This is a genomic window from Parafannyhessea umbonata, from assembly GCF_900105025.1.
Taxonomy (GTDB): domain Bacteria; phylum Actinomycetota; class Coriobacteriia; order Coriobacteriales; family Atopobiaceae; genus Parafannyhessea; species Parafannyhessea umbonata.
Genome location: NZ_LT629759.1, coordinates 215,126 through 227,945, shown reverse-complemented (window position 1 = coordinate 227,945; position 12,820 = coordinate 215,126). Strand labels below are relative to the sequence as shown.

The following is a 12,820-nucleotide window of genomic DNA, read 5'->3' as shown; positions in this document are numbered from 1 at the left end:
TCTACTTCTTTCCCTCTGGCACCAGCGCGAACGACATGTCCGCCACGCAGCACACCACGCCGCCCACGCGCGCCTCGCCGTGCGCGAAGTGGAACATGCCGTGCGAGCGCACGACGGAGCAGTCGAGCTCCACGGTGTCGCCCGGACGTACGGGGTGCTTGAAGCGAACCTTGTCCAGGCTCGTGTAGTACGGCGTCGTCCCCTTCGACGCGCCGCCCTGGGCCAGCAGCACGCAGCAGTTCTGGGCAAGCATCTCGCACAGGATGACGCCGGGCACCACGGGGTTTCCGGGAAAGTGCCCCTGCACGAAGAACTCCTCGCCCGTCACGCGCACGTGCCCCACGGCACGCCCGTCCACCAGCTCGCAGTCGTCTATCAGAAGCATCGGCGGACGGTGCGGGAGTATGGTCTCGATCTCTTCTCGGTTCATGCGCTCCCCCTAGTACAGCTTCATGAGCACGCAGCCGTATTCCACCAGCTCGCCGTCGCTGGCGCACACGTCCACGACCTCGCCGTCAACCTCTGCCGTGACCTCGTTCATGGCCTTCATGGCCTCGATCACGCACAGCGTGTCGCCCTTCTTCACCTTGGAGCCCACGTGCACGAACGGATCGGCCCCGGGTGCGGGAGCCGCGTAGTACACGCCGACCATGGGTGCCTTCACCGCGACGACCTTCGTCATGTCAAGCGGCCTCTCGCCGGCGTCGGCCGCGCCGTCCGTCGAGGCCGCGGGCGCGTCTTCGGCGGACGGTGCCTGCGCAGGCCCTGTCGCGTCGCCCTCGGCGGGCGAGAAGGACCGTCCGCCGTCCGTCGCGACCGCTGCGGAGGCGCCTGCCGCCGCCTCGGCCGCAGCCGGCGTCGCCGCAGCCGCGGCCGTGCGCGGTACCTGCGCCACGGCGACGCCCGCCGGGAAGGCCTCCGGGCGCTCCATCTCTATGGAGCAGTCGCCCTCCTCGATCCTCATGCGCGCAAGGCCGCGGGCCTGCATCACCTGTGCGAGCGCGTCCACGCGCGTGCTGCTGGTGTCCATGCCGCTACGCCTCCCTCCCGTCGAAGCGCCTGAGCGCGACGACGGCGTTGTGTCCGCCAAAGCCAAGCGAGGTGGAGAGCGCCCACCTGCCGTCGAACGCCTGGCTGTGGCCCGGCGTGTAGTCAAGGTCGCAGTCCGCGTCCGGCGTGGTCAGGCCCACGGTAGGCGGTATCACGGAGTCGCGCAGCGCCAGCGCGCACGCCATGGCCTCGACCGCGCCCGTCGCCCCCAGCATGTGTCCGGTCATGGACTTGGTCGAGGATATCCGGGCCGCACGCGCGCCCTTCTCGCCCAGCGCCAGCTTCAGGCCCTGGGTCTCCGTCTTGTCGTTCAGCTTCGTCGAGGTGCCGTGCGCGTTCACGTACAGGCCCTCCGCCACGTCCAGTCCGGACTCGTCCACGGCCTGCCTGATGGCGCGGGTGATGCCGTCCGCGGAGGGGTCGGGGCTCGTGATGTGGTACGCGTCCGCGGTGTTGCCGTAGCCGCACACCTCCGCCACGACGTTCGCGCCGCGCGCCAGGGCATGCTCCAGCTCCTCCAGCACCAGGATGCACGCGCCCTCGCCCATCACGAAGCCGTCGCGGTTCGCGTCGAACGGGCGGCACGCCGTCTTGGGGTCGGGGTTTACCGTGAGCGCGCGGCAGTTGGTGAAGCCCGCGATGCTCACGGGCACGATGGCCGCCTCGGCACCGCCGGCCAGGATTGCGTCCGCGTAGCCGTAGCGGATGGCACGGTACGCCTCGCCGATGGCGTTGGTGCTGGTGGCGCACGCCGTGACCACGGGAAGCGTCGGGCCCTTCGCGTTGTGGCGTATGGACACCTGCCCCGCGGCCATGTTCGCGATGATCATGGGCACCAGGTACGGGCTCACCTTGCGGGCGCCGCCGTCTGCCAGGCGCCTTACCTGCGCCTCCGTGGTGCCGATGCCGCCGATGCCAGAGCCCACGTACACGCCAAGGCGCTCCGGCTCGATGGCGCCCTCGGCGTCGAGCCCGCTCGACGCCATGGCCTCGTCCGACGCCACGAGCGCAAACTGCACGTTGCGGTCGTTGTGCAGCGCGACGGACTTGCCAAGGGCGGCCGCCGCGTCGAAGCCCTTCACCTCCGCGGCCACGCTCACGCGGAAGCCCGTGGTGTCGAACGCCGTGATGGTCCCGATGCCGGACTCGCCCCTGACGAGCGCGTCCCAGCTCTGCGGGGCCGTGTTGCCCACGGGCGTGATGGCACCCATGCCCGTGATGACTACCCTGCGATCCATCCTACTTCCCCTCCCGGGCGCAAAGGCGCCCGTCTACATGCAAAGGCCGCCGTCGATGCGTATGACCTCGCCCGTCACGTAGCTCGCGGCGTCGGAGGCGAGAAACGCCACCACCTCGGCCACCTCCTCGGCCGTGCCCAGGCGCCCGAGCGGGACCCTGGCCGCATAGCCGTCGCGGACGTCCTGCGGGAGCTTCTCCGTCATGTCCGTCGCGATGAAGCCTGGCGCGACGGCGTTCGCCGTGACGCCGCGACCGGCGAGCTCACGTGCCACGGACTTCGTGAGCCCTATGACTCCCGCCTTCGACGCGGCGTAGTTGACCTGGCCGGCATTGCCGTGGAGCCCGACGACGGAGCTCACGTTCACGATGCGCCCGCCACGCTGGCGCACGAAGTTGCGCGCGAGGGCGCGCACCATGTTGAACGTGCCCTTCAGGTTCACGTCGAGCACGCGGTCGAAGTCCTCGTCGCGCATGCGCGCAAACAGGCCGTCGCGCGTGATGCCCGCGTCGTTCACGAGCGCCCACACGGGGCCGAAGTCGTCGGTCACCTGCTTCACCGTCTGCTTCACGGCGGCGGCGTCCGACACGTCGCAGCGGTACGCCCTCGCGCGCGCGCCAAGCGCCTCGAGCGCGACGACGCAGTCCGCGGCCGCCTCCGCGTTACCGGCATACACGATGGCCACGTCGAAGCCGGCGCGTGCGAGACGCTCCGCGCAGGCGCGACCGATGCCGCGCGAGCCGCCCGTCACCAGGGCGCAGCGGCGCGTGGTGTCCTTCTCGTCCATTGTTAGCCCTCCGCAATCGCGGCAAGAGCCGCCTCGAGCTGGTCAGGGTCTTCCACGCTCATGGCACGGACGCCGTCGAGCGTGCGCTTGACGAGGCCCGTGAGCGTGTGGCCGGGGCCCACCTCCACGAACGTGTCGATGCCGGCCGCCTGCATGCCGCGGAGCTCGTCCGCCCAGCGGACGGGGCTCTTCACCTGGCTCGCGAGCGTTGCCGCCACCTTCGCGGGCTCCGTCGGGTACGGACGCCCCGTCAGGTTTGCCCAGCATGCCATGTGCGGGGACGCCGGCGCATGCTGCGCAAGGTGCGCCGAAAGACCCGTCGCGGCGTCCGCCATGTACGGGCTGTGGAACGCGCCGGACACGGCGACCCTCATGCTGCGGCCGCCGGCGTCGCGCACGAGCGCGTCCAGCCGCTCGCACGCGTCCGGCGCGCCCGCGACCACGGTCTGGAGCGGGCTGTTATAGTTGACGGCCCACGCCTCGCCCGCCTGGGAGGCGAGCTCCTCCACGCGCTCCGGCGCAAGCTTCATCACGGCGCGCATGGCGCCGGGGTGAGCGTCGCAGCACTGGGTCATGAGGCAGGCGCGCACCACGGCCAGGCGCATGGCCGCCTCGACGTCGAACGCCCCCGCGAACGCGAGTGCGCCGAGCTCGCCGAGGGAGTGGCCCGCGACGGCAGCCGGAACGACGCCGCGCTCCGCGAGCGCCGCCGCGCACGCAAGGTCCACTGCCAGCACGCACGGCTGCGTGTTCGCCGTGGGCGCGAGCTCCTCCTTCGTGCCGTCGAAGCACTGGGCGCTCGTGCCCGGACGCACCGCGTCCACCGCATCGAACACGGCCCTGGCAGCCGCGCTCTTCTCAGCCAGCGCACGCCCCATGCCGGGACGCTGCGAGCCCTGGCCCGCAAACAGGAACGCGACGTTTGGCCGCGGGGTCGCCTCCGCGCCTAGCACACCCATGCCGTCGCCCCCTTCAGGCAGCGCTCCACGCCGTCCATGAGGTCGTCCACGATCTGGGCGGCCGTCTGCTCCTGGTGCACCATGGCCGCAACCTCGCCGGCCATGAACGAGCCCTCCTGGTAGTTGCCGTCCTTCGCGGCCTTGCGCAGCGACCCCGCCCCAAGGCTCGCGAGCTCCTCCGCCGTGGCGCCCTCGCGCTCCCTGCGCGCGAACTCCTGCGAGAACGGCGTCTTCAGGCAGCGCACCGCGCCGTTGATGCTGCGGCCGGTCACGATGGTGGACAGGTCCTTCGCCTTGATGACGCGGTCCTTGTACTCCTGGCTCACCGTGCACTCCGTGGCGACGAGGAAGCGGGTGCCCACCTGGACGCCCTGCGCGCCCAGCATGAACGCGGCCGCGACCTGCCGGCCGTCCGCGATGCCGCCCGCGGCGAGCACCGGCACCTTGACGGCGTCCACAACCTGCGGCACCAGAACCATGGTCGAGAGGTCGCCCACGTGCCCGCCGGACTCTCCGCCCTCGGCGACGATTGCGTCCGCACCGGCGCGCTCCAACAGGCGCGCGAGCGCGACGGAGGACACGACGGGGATCACCCTCACGCCGGCGTCCTTCCACGCGCGCATGTACTTGCTGGGGTTGCCCGCGCCCGTAACGACCACGGGAACGCGCTCCTGGGCCACGACGTCCGCGACCTCGGCCGCGAACGGGCTCTGGAGCATCACGTTCACGCCGAACGGGCGCTGCGTGCGCGTGCGGACGTCCCGGATCTGCTCGCGCACCCAGTCGGGTCCGGCGTTCATGGCCGAGATGATGCCGAGGCCGCCGGCCTCGGAGACGGCGGCGGCGAGGCTCGCGTCCGCGATCCACGCCATGCCACCCTGGAACAGGGGCTTCTCTATTCCCAGAAGCTCGCAGATGGGGGTCCTGATCATGTGCGTTCGGTCCTTAGCGTTTGGGGTTTGCCGGAAGTGTGGAAGCCGGTCTACTTCTGAAGGAGGCCGTCGACCAGGTCGACGAACTCGCCCACGGTCTGGGGGTTGGCCTCGGGGTCGATCTCGATGCCGAACTCGTCCTCGCACGCCATGACCGCCTCGACGGTGGCCATGGAGTCGAGGCCGACGCTCGCGAGGTTGGTGTCGCGGGTGAGCTCGACATCGTCCAAGCCCTCCTGGTCCTTGAGGATGCTGACGACGCGATCGAAGGTGGACTCTGCCATGGTTTATCTCCTATCTTCTGGCGCCGGGGACCGGCGCGAACGAGGGTGCCATCCGGCACCCGGGATACCTTGTTGACGCCGCGCGCGACGCGGGGGCCGCGGCTGGCGAGAAGCGCGGGGCGCCTAGCTTGGCGCGGCCTCCCAGCGCAGGAGCGTCGACGCCACGTCCAGACCCGCGCCGAAGCCGACGAGGGCGACGAGCTGACCCTCCGCGAGCTTTCCCGCGCGGGCGAGTCCGTCCAGGGCGAGCGGGATGCACGCGCTGGAGACGTTGCCCGTGTGCGCCAGGTTCAGCACCACGCGGGACGGGTCCAGCCCCAGGCGCTCGACCACGGCGTCCACGATCCTCTCGTTTGCCTGGTGGAGCACGAAGTGGTCCACCTGGCCCAGGGGGATGCCCGTGGCCTGCTCCATCTGGCGGAGCTCACGCACGACCTCCGTCACGGCGAAGCGGTACACGCTCCTGCCGCGCATGGAGAGCGCGCTTGCCGGGGCCGTGCCCGCGGTGGCATCGAACGGGCTCGTGCCCGCGACGCCCGGCACGTCGAGCGCGGCCACGTTGGGTATGGTGCGCAGGCGGCACCACAGCGGCGACTCGCCGCCGGCGCGCACGACGACGGCCGCGGCGGCGTCGCCAAACAGCACGCAGGTGGAGCGGTCCGCCCAGTCCATGATGCGCGAGCACTTCTCGGCGGAGAGCACGAGGGCCGTGGCGGCGCGCCCGCGCGAGAGGTAGCCGTCGGCCACGTCGAGCGCGAACACGAAGCCGGAGCACGCGGCGGACACGTCGAACGCGGGGCACGCGGCGCCCAGGCGCTCCGCGACGGCGCACGCCTCCGCGGGCATCAGGTGGTCGCCCGTAGTGGTGGAGCACACGATGAGGTCGAGCTGCGACGCGTCGACGCCCGCGGACTCGAGCGCGCGACGGGACGCCTCCTCCGCAAGCTGGTCCAGCGACTCCGTGGTGCAGACCCTGCGCTCGCGGATGCCCGTACGCGTACGGATCCACTCGTCGCTCGTGTCCAGGAACGCCGAGAGCTCGTCGTTGGTGACGCTGCGCGACGGCAGCGCCGAGCCCGTTCCCACGATGGTGTACGCCACTATGACCTGCCCCCCTTCTGACCCGCCGTTCGCCTGAGGTAGTCGCGCTGCTTCTGCTGCGCCTTCGCATAGAACTGCTCCAGCCGCCTGATGCCGTTAAGCAGCACGCGCCGCTCGTCCAGCGAGAGCCCGCTGGAGACCTCCTCCGCCATGCGCTGGTTGAAGACCACGTGCAGGCGGAGGACCTTCTCGCCGTCGCGTGTGAGTCCCACGTTCACGCGGCGCGCGTCCTTTGGGTCCCGCCGCTTGCGGACGTAGCCCTTCCGCACCAGGCGGTTCACGGCGGCCGTGGCGGAGGGCACACGGATGTCGAGCGCGCGGGCCACCTCGGACACGGTGATGGCCGCGTCCTTGTGCAGCGTCGCGCGGCCCACGACCTCAACCAGGTTCAACTCTGCCACGGTGAGGTCGATCCCCTGCGCGCGGCGCGTGAGCTCCTCCAGCTGGTCGATTGACTCGTACGTGCTGCCCAGGAGGCTCGAGATCTCTGACATGAACGCGTAGCCGTCGCTCACGTCGATGTCGCGGGCGGGCGTGGGCGCCGTAGCGCCGTCGCGTGCGCCGCTCGCGCCGCGTTCCTGTGGTGCAGCCATGGGCCCGCTCCCCTCCCGTCGCCAATTTAGTTAGCCTGTCTAACTATTTCGAGTGTAGCGACGTATGTTGACGTGTCAACATACAGTTTTAGAGAAAGACGGATTTGCCCCGGGCACACACATTGCGCACACGGGGGCACTCTGGTTCAGGCTCTTACGTTCTTGCAGATAGATTGCGTAAATTGGTGGTTTGTAGCGCCGCTTAGCACCCAGCTGGCCTTAGCGACGCCTGCTCGGGAGCAAACGAAAGCGTGCCACCACCTTGCAGCGCAAGGATCGCGCGCCCGGTCTTGTCTACCGAGAAGAACGTGCCCCTTCCCACGACGGCACCGTCGGGGGCGACGGCCGCGACCGTGCTCCCAAGGCCAAGGAGGCTGGAGCGGTACTCCTCCAGCACGGGCGCGAGCGGCGCGGTCGCGCCGTCCCCTGCAAGGCCCGCGGCCCACGCGTCAACGCGTCGCACGATGGCGTCGCGAAACAGCGTCGCCACAGCCGCGTAGTCGCCGGCTGCGTAAGGCGCGCCGCACTCGTCCAGGTACGCGGCGGGAAGCGGTGCCGGCATGCCGTCCCGCACCGCCTTCGGGCTGATGCCGTTGTTGCGCGGACGCGTGAGGTTCACGCCGATGCCGCACACGGCGGCGTCGCCCACGCCCGCGACCCCGTCCGCTGCCGTGCCCGAGCCCCCAGGCTGCGACCCCAGGCAGAGCTCCACCAGGATGCCGCCGAGCTTGCATGCGCCGCCGGGCCCTGGAACCACCAGGTCGTTTGGCCACTTCAGCCGCGGCGTCGTTGCGCCAAGCGCACGGCATGCGTCAAGCGCGCCCAGGCCGGCGGCCACGGGGATGGCGCACAGGCACTCCCGCGCGACGCCGGGGCGCAGCACCACGGAGAGGTACAGCCCGCCCGGCGGGGACACCCACACGTGCCCCCTGCGGCCGCGCCCCAAAGTCTGCCTCACCGCGGCGACGGCCGCACCGTGCGGCGCGCCCGCGCGTGCGCGCCGCAAGGCCTCGTCGTTGGTGGACTCGCATGCGTCCAGCACCTCCACCGCAGGAAGGCCCGTTCTTCTCGCCATGCAATCCCCCCATCAGTCGCGGCCGCGTCCAAGGCCGCCGGCGCCTACGCCAAGCCGGCGGCCATGCGCTCCACGATCGCCGCGCAGCGCAGGGCCATCTTGCGCTCGAACGCCGGGTAGTCCGTGGCGGAGGCTCCGTTCGCCTCGTCGGATATGGTGCGCACGATCGCGAACGGGATGTCGTTCACGTGGCACGCCTGCGCGATGGCGGCACCCTCCATCTCGCAGCACAGCGCGCCAAACTCCTCAACGATCCACCGGCGCATGGCGTCCTCGTGCACGAACTTGTCGCCTGAGGCCACGCGCCCCTCGAACACGCCCGCCTCCGGCGCTACGGCGCGCGCCGCGCAAACGGCGACCTGGCGCAGCGTCGGGTCCGCCGCAAACGCAAGCGTGTCCATGCCCGGACACTGGCCGGGCCGGTAGCCCAGGTTCTGCACGTCCATGTCGTAGTTGACTGCGTCCGTTGAGACCACCACGTCGCCTATGCCCACGCGCGCGTTCAGCGAGCCGGCCACGCCCGTGTTCACCACGCGGTCCGCCCCAAAGCGCACGGCGAGCGTCTGCGCGCACATGGCGGCGTTGATGCTGCCCACGCCGCAACGCACCACGATCGCGTCCGTACCGCCCAGGCGGCCCTCGCTAAACTCCATGCCGCCCACGCACGTCACGCGCACGCCGTCGAGGTGGGCCCTCAGCAGCTCCACCTCGACGTCCATCGCGCCAATGATTCCCAGCGCCACGCGCCTACTCCGCGCCGGGGTAGGTCATGTGCGCGTCGTCGATCGCGTACAGCGTGTTGTCCAGGTAGCGCCTGGCCCACCAGTGCGCCTGGTTCAGGTCCGCGTCGTGCCAGTTGCCGCACTCCGCCGGCTTTGCGCCGGGAATCTCTCCCTCGAAGTCGCGGGCAAACTCGAAGGCGCGCGTGACCAGCGGCAGCACCTCCTTGGGCGTGCACTCGCCAAACACGATGAGATAGAAGCCGGTGCGGCAGCCCATGGGCCCAAAGTACACGATGCGGCTCGCCCACTCCTCGTCGTTGCGCAGGAACGTGGCCAGCAGGTGCTCGATGGCGTGCACGGCGGCCGTGTCCATGACCGGCTCGCGGTTGGGTGCGGTCAGGCGCAGGTCGAAGGTGGTGATGACGGCACCGGACGCCGGGTCGCGGTCGACGCGGCTCACGTAGACGCCGGGCTCCAGGCGAAGGTGGTCGATGGTGAAGCTTGCGATCTGCTCCATGGTGTCTCCTGTCGTTGGGCTCCGGGGGTAGTCCCGCGGAGCGGTTTGCGTTCGTAGTGACGATACTTCATGTACCCGCCGCAGGCGGTGCGACCGCGCGTTCTCCAAAGGCATCACACGCGGTCCGAAACACGGGAGAAACCCACGCCATCCGGTTTCGCATATCATGTTTCCACGACGGTCGGCGCGCGCCGCAAGGACGCGCCGCAAGGACGCGCCGCAATGCGACCCGGGAGGAACCACGGACACCTTCGCACACTGGGCCTGCGCGTGGGCGCAGGCCACAAACTCATCGCTTGCGGGCTCGCGCGTGCTCGTGGACGCGCAGGACCTCGCGCGCGAAGGCGGGGTGCTTGCCCTGCGCATGGCGGAGTGGGGCCTCGTCCCTACGAACGATGCCGCACAGGCGGATTTTACCTACCCCGACCTGCCCAAACGCAAGGACCTTTCCGCGGCTGACGCCTGGGCGCGCGCCGAGAGGGGCATGCCCGTCTCGGCGGAGCTCGCACGCCGGATCGCGGCGGAAGACCTGCTTCGCGGCGTCCACATCGCGCTCAGCCTCATCGTGGAGCCAAAGACGGCCGTCCTCGTGGAGCGCCTTGCCGCGGCCGGTGCCACCGTGGGCGTGTACTGCCACGCGCACGAATGCGACCAGGCCATCGCCAACCAGATCCGCGCCCGCGGCTACGCCATAGAGGCGGACGCCACGTGGACGCCCGCGCAGGAGCGCGAGGGGTCGCTCCGCCTCATGGACCGCATACGGCCCGACGTCGTCATCGACGACGGCGCGAACTTCTCGCGCCTCATGGTGATGGAGCGCCCGACCCTGGCGGCGAGGCTCGTGGGCGTCGCGGAGGAGACCACCTCCGGCGTCCGCGCGTTCACGGCCATGCAGCAGGAAGGCGAGCTGCCGTTCCCCGTCGTGGCGGTCAACGACTCCCGCCTGAAGACCGGCTTCGACAACCGCCACGGCACGGGAGAGACCTGCGCCGCCACGACGATGTCCCTCGTAGGACCGTCGTTCTTCTCCGCCGCCGGTGGGGCACGCGTCACCGTGGTGGGCTTTGGCCCCGTTGGCGAGGGCTTCGCCCGTCGCGTGCGGGCGCTGGGCGCGCGCGTGACCGTGGCGGAGGCGGACCCCGTCCGCGCGCTTGAGGCGAGCTTCGCCGGCTTCGCGGTCGCGCCGCTCGACAGCGCGCTTCCCGCCACGGACATGGCGGTCTCGGCCACGGGCGTGCGCCACACGCTCCCCGCAGACGCTCTCCGCCTGCTGCCAGACGGCGCCACCGTCGCAGTCATCGGCGGCATCGCAAACGAGGTGGCCCTTGACCAGGTGCTTTCCCAGGGCGGTACCCTGCGCCCGGGCGAGAAGGACGGCGTCTCGTGGCTGGACGTGCCCCAGGGGCCCACGCTCAGGCTGCTCGCGTCCGGGGACGGCGTGAACTACGCCGCCGGCCCGGGCAACCCCATCGAGATCATGGACCTGAGCTTCGCCGTGCAGCTCGCCGCCGTGGAGCATCTGCTGCGCCACGCGGGGTCGCTTCCCGCAAAGGTGCTGCGGCTGGGTCCCGAGGTAGACCGCCGCATCGCATCCATCGCGCTCGAGACGCGCGGCATCCGCACGGAGAGCGCGCCGTCCACCCCCACCTTCGTGCCGGACTGGCGCGTCACCCGCTACGCCGACACCGCCGGCACCACCCCCGCCCCAACAAACCGGAAGAGGCACGCATGAGCGTCACCCTGTACGAAGCCCCGCTGGTGATTCCCGTCACCGGCCCCGTCATCTGCGACGGCGCCGTCGCGGTGCGCGACGGCCGCGTCCTGCACGTGGGCACGCGCGACTGGGTGCGGCAGAAGCTCGCGGAGGACGTGGACGACCGCTCGCAGGTGGAGCTCCGCCGCTGGGGCGGCCTCGTCACGCCCGGCCTGGTGAACGCCCACACCCACCTGCAGTACACCGGCATGGCGTCCGTCGGCTCGCGCACGTACGCGAGCTTTCGCGACTGGGAGCTCGCGTTCAACAAGATATACGACAGCCCGGAGCCCAAGCCGTGGCGCCAGTGGGCGCACGACGGCGCGCGCCAGATGGTGGAGGCCGGTACCACGGCCGCGGCGGACATCGTGTCAGACGTGGAGGCGGCCGACGCGCTCGCGTCCCAGGGCATGCACGGCATCGCCTACTGGGAGGTTATGGACTGGAACAACGAGGACTGGCGGCGCAAGGGTCCGGAAGACCTGCTAGACCAGATCCGCGCCATCCGCGCCATGGGCGTGACAGAGCTTGGCATCAGCCCGCACGCGCCGTACTCGCTTGGCTCCGGCCCGCTGCTCGACCTGCCGGACATCGCGCGCCAGCTGGGCATGAGACTCCACATCCACCTGGGCGAGACCCCGGCCGAGGCGGGCAAACTGCCGTCGCGCCTCACCAACCAGACGTCGTGGGCGTGGAACCGCACGGAGTGGCAGAGCTTCAACGACCTCAAGCGCGCTGGCGCCGGCGCAAGCGCCATCCAGTTTCTCGACCAGCTCGCCGTCCTCGGGCCGGACGTCCACATCGCACACGGCGTGCACGCATCGCGAGAAGATCGCAGGATCCTGCGCCAGAGGGGCGTCTCGGTCGCGCTCTGCCCGCGCTCCAACCGCATCACCTGCACGGAGGCGGACGCCCCCATCGCGCGCTACCTCGAGGAGGGCAACCCCCTCTCCGTCGGCACGGACTCTCTCTCCTCGAGCCCGAGCCTCGACGTCCTGGACGACGTCGCGTTCCTGTACGACCTCGCCATCAGCCAGGGCTACGAGGAGCTCGACCTCTCGCACCGCCTCATCAGGATGATGACGCTCGGCGGCGCGGAGGCCATGGGCCTCAACTGCGGTCCCAAGCGCATCGGCCAGATAAACGTCGGCGCATCCGCCGACCTCGCGTTCTTCGACGTACCGGTCGACGTCACGTCGCCTCAGGCGCTCGAGGACACGCTGGAGCGCTTCGTCCGCCACGGCTCCGGCACCTGCCGCGCCACCGTCATCGAGGGAAGGCTCGCATATGACCGCATCTGGAGTTAGCCCGTACGCCCAGCGCCTGATCGACGCACTGGACCTGGCACCACACCCGGAAGGCGGCTGGTACCGCCGCACGTGGCAGTCTCCCATCGCGGCACCAACCGGCACGCCCGCCGACGACGCGCCAGCAGCCGCTGCCAACGTCGCCGGCGCCGCGGACCTCTCGGAGAACTCCACATCCGCGCGCCCGCTGGCCTCGCTCATCTACTTCCTGCTGCCCGCCGGCGACTCCAGCGACTGGCACGTCGTCGACGCGGACGAGCTCTGGCTCTGGCACGGCCCCGGCGCCGTCACCATCGAGCTCGCCGGCTCGGGCGCGGCGCCGGACCCCGCCCAGCTTAGGGCCACTACGCTGCGCGTGGACCAGGACGGAGCCCTCACGCAGCTCGTGGTCCCCGCCGGCGTGTGGCAGCGCACCGTCCCCTCAGGCGAGGACGCCCTCGTGTCATGCGTCGTGAGCCCGGGCTTCGTGTACGCGGGTTTCAGGCTGGAAGACCGCTAACGGC

At 70.7% G+C, this 12,820-nt stretch carries 15 protein-coding genes; 3 read left to right on the top strand and 12 right to left on the bottom strand.

Features of this window, described 5'->3' with window-relative positions; translation table 11 throughout:
- Position 1 precedes the first annotated feature (1 nt).
- From fabZ to BLT96_RS01085, 12 genes are all read right to left on the bottom strand, one after another.
- Positions 2 to 430, bottom strand: a complete 429-nt coding sequence (gene fabZ, locus BLT96_RS01140; protein ID WP_090861256.1) for a 3-hydroxyacyl-ACP dehydratase FabZ — start codon at positions 428 to 430, stop codon at positions 2 to 4.
- Positions 431 to 439: 9 nt separating this feature from the next.
- Positions 440 to 1,030, bottom strand: coding sequence for an acetyl-CoA carboxylase biotin carboxyl carrier protein (locus tag BLT96_RS01135; RefSeq protein WP_090861255.1), 591 nt, complete (start codon positions 1,028 to 1,030; stop codon positions 440 to 442).
- A 4-nt stretch (positions 1,031 to 1,034) separates the two neighbouring features.
- Positions 1,035 to 2,288 carry a beta-ketoacyl-ACP synthase II gene (fabF, locus tag BLT96_RS01130; RefSeq protein WP_090861254.1) on the bottom strand — a complete coding sequence of 418 codons (1,254 nt, stop codon included), beginning with the start codon at positions 2,286 to 2,288 and terminating at the stop codon, positions 1,035 to 1,037.
- Positions 2,289 to 2,321: 33 nt separating this feature from the next.
- Positions 2,322 to 3,074, bottom strand: coding sequence for a 3-oxoacyl-[acyl-carrier-protein] reductase (gene fabG, locus BLT96_RS01125; RefSeq protein WP_090861253.1), 753 nt, complete (start codon positions 3,072 to 3,074; stop codon positions 2,322 to 2,324).
- Positions 3,075 to 3,076: 2 nt separating this feature from the next.
- Positions 3,077 to 4,033, bottom strand: a complete 957-nt coding sequence (locus tag BLT96_RS01120) for an ACP S-malonyltransferase (protein ID WP_090861252.1) — start codon at positions 4,031 to 4,033, stop codon at positions 3,077 to 3,079.
- Complete coding sequence (locus BLT96_RS01115; protein ID WP_090861251.1) at positions 4,021 to 4,965, bottom strand: nitronate monooxygenase; 945 nt, start codon at positions 4,963 to 4,965, stop codon at positions 4,021 to 4,023. Before BLT96_RS01115 ends, BLT96_RS01120 begins: the two co-directional genes overlap by 13 nt.
- A 50-nt stretch (positions 4,966 to 5,015) precedes the next feature.
- On the bottom strand, positions 5,016 to 5,249 hold the full coding sequence (locus BLT96_RS01110) for a phosphopantetheine-binding protein (protein WP_090861250.1): 234 nt from the start codon (positions 5,247 to 5,249) through the stop codon (positions 5,016 to 5,018).
- Positions 5,250 to 5,372: 123 nt separating this feature from the next.
- A complete protein-coding gene (locus BLT96_RS01105) occupies positions 5,373 to 6,350 on the bottom strand; it encodes a beta-ketoacyl-ACP synthase 3 (protein ID WP_090861249.1) in 978 nt (325 codons plus the stop codon).
- Positions 6,350 to 6,943 (bottom strand): MarR family winged helix-turn-helix transcriptional regulator, encoded by a 594-nt coding sequence (locus BLT96_RS01100; RefSeq protein ID WP_090861248.1) that lies wholly within the window; start codon positions 6,941 to 6,943, stop codon positions 6,350 to 6,352. Before BLT96_RS01100 ends, BLT96_RS01105 begins: the two co-directional genes overlap by 1 nt.
- 202 nt (positions 6,944 to 7,145) lie before the next feature.
- On the bottom strand, positions 7,146 to 8,018 hold the full coding sequence (locus BLT96_RS01095; protein ID WP_090861247.1) for a biotin--[acetyl-CoA-carboxylase] ligase: 873 nt from the start codon (positions 8,016 to 8,018) through the stop codon (positions 7,146 to 7,148).
- A 44-nt stretch (positions 8,019 to 8,062) separates the two neighbouring features.
- Positions 8,063 to 8,761 carry a 5'-methylthioadenosine/adenosylhomocysteine nucleosidase gene (locus BLT96_RS01090; protein WP_090861246.1) on the bottom strand — a complete coding sequence of 233 codons (699 nt, stop codon included), beginning with the start codon at positions 8,759 to 8,761 and terminating at the stop codon, positions 8,063 to 8,065.
- 4 nt (positions 8,762 to 8,765) lie between these two features.
- A complete protein-coding gene (locus BLT96_RS01085; RefSeq protein ID WP_090844785.1) occupies positions 8,766 to 9,257 on the bottom strand; it encodes an S-ribosylhomocysteine lyase in 492 nt (163 codons plus the stop codon).
- Between the two features lie 166 nt (positions 9,258 to 9,423).
- On the opposite strand from BLT96_RS01085, the gene BLT96_RS01080 reads away from it, so the two are divergent.
- From BLT96_RS01080 to BLT96_RS01070, 3 genes are read left to right on the top strand one after another with little or no spacing between them, the layout of a single operon-like run.
- A complete protein-coding gene (locus tag BLT96_RS01080) occupies positions 9,424 to 10,989 on the top strand; it encodes an adenosylhomocysteinase (protein WP_090861245.1) in 1,566 nt (521 codons plus the stop codon).
- Positions 10,986 to 12,317, top strand: coding sequence for an amidohydrolase family protein (locus BLT96_RS01075; protein ID WP_090861244.1), 1,332 nt, complete (start codon positions 10,986 to 10,988; stop codon positions 12,315 to 12,317). The genes BLT96_RS01080 and BLT96_RS01075 overlap by 4 nt, the downstream gene beginning before the upstream one ends.
- Positions 12,298 to 12,816: a cupin domain-containing protein gene (locus tag BLT96_RS01070; RefSeq protein ID WP_090861243.1), complete on the top strand. Its 519-nt coding sequence runs from the start codon at positions 12,298 to 12,300 to the stop codon at positions 12,814 to 12,816. Before BLT96_RS01075 ends, BLT96_RS01070 begins: the two co-directional genes overlap by 20 nt.
- Positions 12,817 to 12,820 lie beyond the last annotated feature (4 nt).